Origin of the sequence: Sphingomonas psychrotolerans (genome assembly GCF_002796605.1) — a bacterium.
Classification (GTDB): domain Bacteria; phylum Pseudomonadota; class Alphaproteobacteria; order Sphingomonadales; family Sphingomonadaceae; genus Sphingomonas; species Sphingomonas psychrotolerans.
The window spans coordinates 3,096,149-3,102,500 of record NZ_CP024923.1 but is presented as its reverse complement, the minus strand read 5'-3'; the positions used below and the strand labels follow the sequence as shown (position 1 = coordinate 3,102,500).

3 protein-coding genes, 1 tRNA gene and 2 rRNA genes (1 of these 6 only partly in view) are annotated in these 6,352 nt (G+C 59.9%); 5 read left to right on the top strand and 1 reads right to left on the bottom strand.

Annotated elements, in window-relative coordinates; all coding sequences use genetic code 11:
- The 3 genes from CVN68_RS14015 to CVN68_RS14005 form a co-directional block, all read left to right on the top strand.
- Window positions 1–1,398, top strand: a 23S ribosomal RNA gene (locus tag CVN68_RS14015); it begins 1,397 nt to the left of the window's first position.
- Window positions 1,399–1,536: 138 nt separating this feature from the next.
- Window positions 1,537–1,651: ribosomal RNA gene (gene rrf / locus CVN68_RS14010) — 5S ribosomal RNA — on the top strand.
- Between the two features lie 166 nt (window positions 1,652–1,817).
- Window positions 1,818–1,894 (top strand) — tRNA-Met (locus tag CVN68_RS14005).
- 527 nt (window positions 1,895–2,421) lie between these two features.
- On the opposite strand, the gene CVN68_RS24325 is transcribed toward CVN68_RS14005, so the two are convergent.
- A complete protein-coding gene (locus CVN68_RS24325) occupies window positions 2,422–3,555 on the bottom strand; it encodes a CatB-related O-acetyltransferase (protein WP_324869959.1) in 1,134 nt (377 codons plus the stop codon).
- Between the two features lie 253 nt (window positions 3,556–3,808).
- Between CVN68_RS24325 and CVN68_RS13995 the strand changes: the two genes are divergently transcribed.
- Together CVN68_RS13995 and CVN68_RS13990 are read left to right on the top strand one after the other, a co-directional pair.
- The gene (locus CVN68_RS13995) at window positions 3,809–4,819 is read left to right on the top strand and encodes a phytanoyl-CoA dioxygenase family protein (RefSeq protein WP_100282745.1); all 1,011 of its coding nucleotides are present in this window, start codon (window positions 3,809–3,811) and stop codon (window positions 4,817–4,819) included.
- A gap of 7 nt (window positions 4,820–4,826) precedes the next feature.
- The gene (locus CVN68_RS13990) at window positions 4,827–6,347 is read left to right on the top strand and encodes a hypothetical protein (RefSeq protein ID WP_100282744.1); all 1,521 of its coding nucleotides are present in this window, start codon (window positions 4,827–4,829) and stop codon (window positions 6,345–6,347) included.
- The last annotated feature ends 5 nt before the right edge of the window (window positions 6,348–6,352 follow it).

The following is a 6,352-nucleotide window of genomic DNA, read 5'->3' as shown; positions in this document are numbered from 1 at the left end:
CGAAGGGGGTAGTCGATGGGAACCACGTTAATATTCGTGGGCCTGGTGGTGTGTGACGGATCTCGTGTGTTGTACGATCTTATCGGATTGATCGTGCTTCGAAGAGGTCCCGGGAAATAGCCCCACCGTATAGACCGTACCCGAAACCGACACAGGTGGTCAGGTAGAGTATACCAAGGCGCTTGAGAGAAGTGTCCTGAAGGAACTCGGCAAATTGCCTCCGTACCTTCGGAAGAAGGAGGCCCTCACTGAGCGCAAGCTTTTTGAGGGGGCACAGGCCAGGGGGTAGCGACTGTTTAGCAAAAACACAGGGCTCTGCTAAGTCGGCTTCAAGACGACGTATAGGGTCTGACGCCTGCCCGGTGCCTGAAGGTTAAGTGGAGGGGTGCAAGCTCCGAAATGAAGCCCAGGTAAACGGCGGCCGTAACTATAACGGTCCTAAGGTAGCGAAATTCCTTGTCGGGTAAGTTCCGACCTGCACGAATGGCGTAACGACTTCCCCACTGTCTCCAGGACATGCTCAGCGAAATTGAATTCTCCGTGAAGATGCGGAGTACCCGCGGTTAGACGGAAAGACCCCGTGCACCTTTACTGCAGCTTCAGAGTGGCATTAGGAAGAAACTGTGTAGAATAGGTGGGAGGCTTTGAAGCATGGGCGCCAGCCCGTGTGGAGCCACAATGTGAAATACCACCCTGTTTGTTTCTGATGTCTAACCACGCACCGTCATCCGGTGCTGGGACCCTCTGTGGCGGGTAGTTTGACTGGGGCGGTCGCCTCCTAAAGAGTAACGGAGGCGCGCGAAGGTTGGCTCAGGACGGTTGGAAACCGTCTGTTAGAGTGCAATGGCATAAGCCAGCCTGACTGCGAGACTGACAAGTCGAGCAGAGACGAAAGTCGGTCATAGTGATCCGGTGGTCCCTCGTGGAAGGGCCATCGCTCAACGGATAAAAGGTACGCCGGGGATAACAGGCTGATAACCCCCAAGAGCTCATATCGACGGGGTTGTTTGGCACCTCGATGTCGGCTCATCACATCCTGGGGCTGGAGCAGGTCCCAAGGGTTTGGCTGTTCGCCAATTAAAGTGGTACGTGAGCTGGGTTCAGAACGTCGCGAGACAGTTTGGTCCCTATCTGCCGTGGGCGTCGAAATTTGAGAGGAGTTGACCCTAGTACGAGAGGACCGGGTTGAACATACCTCTGGTGTACCAGTCGTTCTGCCAAGAGCGCAGCTGGGTAGCTATGTATGGACGGGATAACCGCTGAAAGCATCTAAGCGGGAAGCCTCCCTCGAGATAAGATTTCATAGGACGGTCGGAGACCACGACCTTGATAGACTGGATGTGGAAGTACGGTAACGTATGGAGCTAACCAGTACTAATTGTCCTGTTCGCGCTTGAGAGTTCCACCATCAATGACAATTCTGGGTACAAACCCGGCGTTGCATATGGTCGGATGATCATCGCAGCTTGTATTCAACCGTGTGCACGGTATCGATTTGAACCCATGATTTTCAGCGCGTCTGCACGGGCTCCATTGCCTGGTGGCTATGGCGTCTGTGAACCACCCGATCCCATCCCGAACTCGGCCGTGAAACCAGACAGCGCCGATGGTACTATCGCTCAAGCGATGGAAGAGTAGGTCGCCGCCAGGCATTGCAGCTCGTGCAAATGCGCTGAAGATCAAAGGTTCTGCAAAGAAAAACCCATTCACAACGTCAGAAACGCCATCGGGGCGAAGCCCCGCAAGGCCGAACGGCCGCCGGGTTCCGGACCATGTCCGGGACGCGAAAGTCGCCGGCGCTTGAGGCAACAATGTGCCGCGGGATGGAGCAGCCCGGTAGCTCGTCAGGCTCATAACCTGAAGGTCGCAGGTTCAAATCCTGCTCCCGCAACCACACCACAACCAGACCGTCTCGGGACACCCCGGGGCGGTTTTTTTGTGCCTGTTCTCCAGCCCACGCCGGGTCGCACGGATCCAGAACCTCTCGCCGGATGCCGCTGGATGACACTACGTCGATTGGCATTTGGGGGTATTTTCTGGGGTAATCCCCGCAGACGCCTGCGGAGTACCCAAATGGCTCTCATCGGGGTTACGCCCACTGAGCGGCGGCAGTCATGCGAGGATGGCTCTGATCTAGCGCTATAACTGCGTAAGTCATCCCGTGCTTGCAGCCATATTTCACCGTTAAAGGCGACGGACGGATCTGCGGGAGTTTTCAGCGGAATGATACATTTGCATGAAGTATTGACGTAGCGAGAAGTGCTTGACTCGACGCTGCGTTTTGGAGGCAGGTTTGAGCCGAGGTGATCTGGCCGAAGCAGAGGCGCGTTCTGAATGACTTGGAGGCGCCGCTGGTACGAAATCGGTCGTTCGCTGACCTTGGCGATTCGCTTCGATTACCGACGAGCCCCATCCCCGCCGTCAGCCGAGTTCCGCCCTGAGCAACGCCGCGACCGAAACTCGTCCGGGGTCGAAACTCTGGATCGCGCCGGAGGCGATCATTGGCTCGAGGCCATCCAGGAAGCGGTTCGGATCGGTTGGATCGAGCGAAGCGAAGTCGACATAATTATAGTCCCACCATCGGCTGGCGAGTAGCCGCTCGACGGTCTCGTCGTCGAAGCGCATCCGAATGGTTCGGGCGGGAACCCCGCCGACGATCGCATAGGGCGGCACGTCCTTGCTGACGACCGACCCGGCCGCGACGATCGCGCCGTCGCCTATTGTGATGCCGCCCTTGATAAGCACATCTTGGCCGATCCACACGTCATTGCCGATCCTCACGGTCCCGAGGTCGGTCTGAAAATGACGGATTGGTACCTCACGGCCGAACTCATTTTTGGCGAGTTCATTCATATGCCAGCGCCAGGGCCAGAAGTGGCTCGATACCCAATCCGAGGGGTGTGTCGGCCCCATTACCCGTGTCCCCAAGGCGATCGAGCAATAACGGCCGGCTTCGAATGGCAAGATCAGTCCTGGCGACTGACAATAAGTGAAGGCTCCAAAATTTGCGAACCCGCCCCTCGGCATGGATGCAAAACGCTCGGGTCGCCAGGCGCCAGGGACCCGCACTGTTGTGCCGGGTGCGAACACGCCTTCCACCAACCATTCGTGGGCCAGATATATCTTCTCGCGCCTCAAGATGGCTTCGACGGCCGGAGACCAGCATGCCTCATAATCGGGGCCGGCAATGTCGCTGGCCGCGACCATCGAGAGAAGGTGCCCCCGGGCCCCGGTCAGAAGCGCGCTCGGACGTTTGGCGGACAGTTTGTCGATCTCTCGAACACCCGCCTCCGCTTTACCCATCGCGCCGTAGCAAAGCGCGAGGATGGTTGTCAGCGCAGCCTCCGCCTGAGGCTCGCGCTCTGCGTTGAGCCGGATCGCCACAGGTATGGCGAGATCCGGAAAATGGTCGAGAAACTGATGAAAGACAGGCCACAACTCGGGGTGATCGAGTTCGTCTGACAAATCCGGGACGATGATATCGATGATGCCGTTGTGATCCAGCGTCGACGCGGGCGCTTCATTCGTCGCCGGCAGCTCCTGATGAGCGGTCATTGTTCGAATCCCAATAATCATGCCTAACGCGCATTATAGGCGGCTGGCACCGTTCGAGCCTAAGTGCGGGATCCTGGAACGGTGGTCCTCGTTACCGTTCCGCCCGGCGGCGTGATGCGAGTCGAGCCTCGGCGAGTGCGCGGGGCGTCTGGCCCGCGTCCCCGCTTTTGCTCCGCGAGCGCCCGTGCCGGCGAAGTCTTTCTACAATGGGAGAGTTAACCACCGCCGGTGATCCGGCGAAGAGAGGGATTTCGTGACTCCGCAATTCGGCCGCGCCTGCTTCTTCGGACTGGACCATTCCCCTGAAGGAGGGATCAAGAGCTATCGCGCCCAGGTCGCCGAAGGCATCCGCCGCGATGGCGCGATCCGCCGTCTCGGCTATCTCGTTCGCGCCAATTACGCGTACAACTACATCTGGTGGTTCAAGACCCGGTCTAACGACCCGGCGAGGATCGCGCGACTCGGCAAAGTGGAGCGGCTTCTCAAGCAGCCTTTCGCCGCGCGTCGCCCGAGGACCGAACGCGCCGCCGAGTTCGACAATGCCGACTTTCACTTCGCCTCCGGCATGCTCGACCCGGCACTGCTGCAGAAGTTCGCAGGCGATCTCTATGCGGCCGGCCGCTACAACGAACCCTATCGCCCGGAGTTCGAGCATGTCGGCCGGCCGGAGGAGAGCGACAGTCCATTCCTCTACATGCTTCCGCAGACTCTCTTCGAGAACGAGACTTTCCTCGAAATCTGCTCCTCGCAGGCGCTGATCGACTTCTGCCGTGAGGCGCTCGGTCCCAAGGCGGCGATGAGCTGGGCGTGGTCGTGGATCAGTCAACCGAGCCAAGCGCCTTATCAGAACCAGAACTGGCACCGGGACGCCGCGGAGCCGTTAAACTTCGTGCGCGTCTTCATTCCGCTACAGGCGATCGAAACGCGCGCAGACGGCCCGACCGAACTCATTCCAGGCACTTCGGGGATGCGCGAATTCTACGAGATACGGCGATTTTCCGACGCCGAGCTCGAGCCTACGAAGGCGGCAAAGGGTGCGGGCGTGGTTCTGGCGGAACCGGGAGACGTCTATTTCGTCAACACCTTCGCATTGCACCGAGGCACCCCGCCGGCGAAGCGCCGCGCCCTCCTGACGCTGCTGATCTCGCTGTCGCCTTCGCACCGCACGCCCTCGATCCGCAAATTGTCGCTGCGCGAAGTTCCCGAGCGGCTGCGTCCGGCCATCCGCGCGAACAAATCGTTCTTCCGGCATCTCATCCGATAGGCCCCGAATGATCAAGCTCGTCATCTGGGATCTGGACGATACGCTCTGGCGCGGCACTCTCGCCGACGGCGACGATGTCGCGCTGTTCGAGAGCCGTGCCGCAATCGTGCGCGAACTCAATGCGCGCGGCGTCGTATCGTCGATCTGTTCGAAGAACGATCGGGACAACGCGAAAGCGAAGCTCATCGAACTCGGCCTGTGGGATGCGTTCGTCTTCGCGCACATCGCCTTTACCCCCAAGGCGGCGGCGATCGGAAAGATCATCGCCGACATGCAGCTGCGCGCCTGTAATGTGCTGTTCGTCGACGACAACCTGCTCAACCTCGAGGAAGTGCGGTTCGTCCTGCCCGAGATCCAGTTGCTCGACATCACCCGTCCCGACGCGGATGCACAGCTCCAGGCCCTGGTCGAGGCGCTCCCGGTCGGCAGAAGCCGGGTCGAGGAATACCGCATCCTCGAACGCAAGACCCGCGACCGCGACGTCAGCGCCGGCTCAAACGAGGACTTTCTCCGCTCGTGCGGCATCAAGGCCTGCGCGCCTTTCCTCATGGACAATCTCGATTTCACCGGCCGGCTCGCCGAGCTGATCAACCGCTCGAATCAGCTGAATTACACCGGATCACGCGTCGAGCGCGCCGATCTCGAGGCCTGCATCATCGACGTCGTCGGCTATGACAGCTGGTCGATTTTCGCCTGGGACCGCTATGGCGATTATGGCCTTGTCGGCTTCGTGATGGTCGATCGCCGCAGCCAGCATTTCGTCCATTTCGTCTTCTCGTGCCGGGCAATGCACATGGGTATCGAAGCCTATGCCATGTGCAAGGTGGAGGAAAAGTGGCCGGCGATCGACGCCGCACGGTGGCAGGACCGGTTCGACCGCGCCCGGCCCGACTGGATCGAGGACTGCTCCTTCCATGATCCGGACATCCGAAGCAGATTGATCGCCGGCCAGGTGACCAGTCTTGCCGAAGCGCCGGTGCTGCGGGTCATGTTCGATTGCCAGTCCGGCGGTATCGCTCATTTCAGCCGCAATCGCAGCCGCCTCGAGTTCGACAACAATCCGCGCCTGTTCGCGCTGCGAATGGTGTGGGACGACAGCCACAGGGAACAGACCTATCCGCCTTACGTGGTCTATGGCGCCGGGATAGACTATACCGATCCGCGCTGGCCGGGCCTCGCGCCAATGCTCGATCACGGGATCTATCGCGAGTGCGTTCGCAAATTCTGCGCATTCCTCGACGCGCAAGGCATGCGCGCGCTGATCGTGCTTCCGCCCGACAATGCGCCGGACGCGATGTATCGGCCCCAGATGAACCAGACGCGGGATCGCACGATGCGCTTCAACCGCGAATGGTGGCTGGCGGCGGCAGAATGGAAGTGCATCGACATCGTCGATCTATCTCAAGCGGACAGCGCAGACATGGCCGACGTCAGCCACTATCGGCCCAATCTGCTCGTCGAACTGGCTGAGACGATCGACGACTGGCTTGATGCAGCGGAGCCGGCGGCGCTCGACCAGGCGGCGTGACCTCC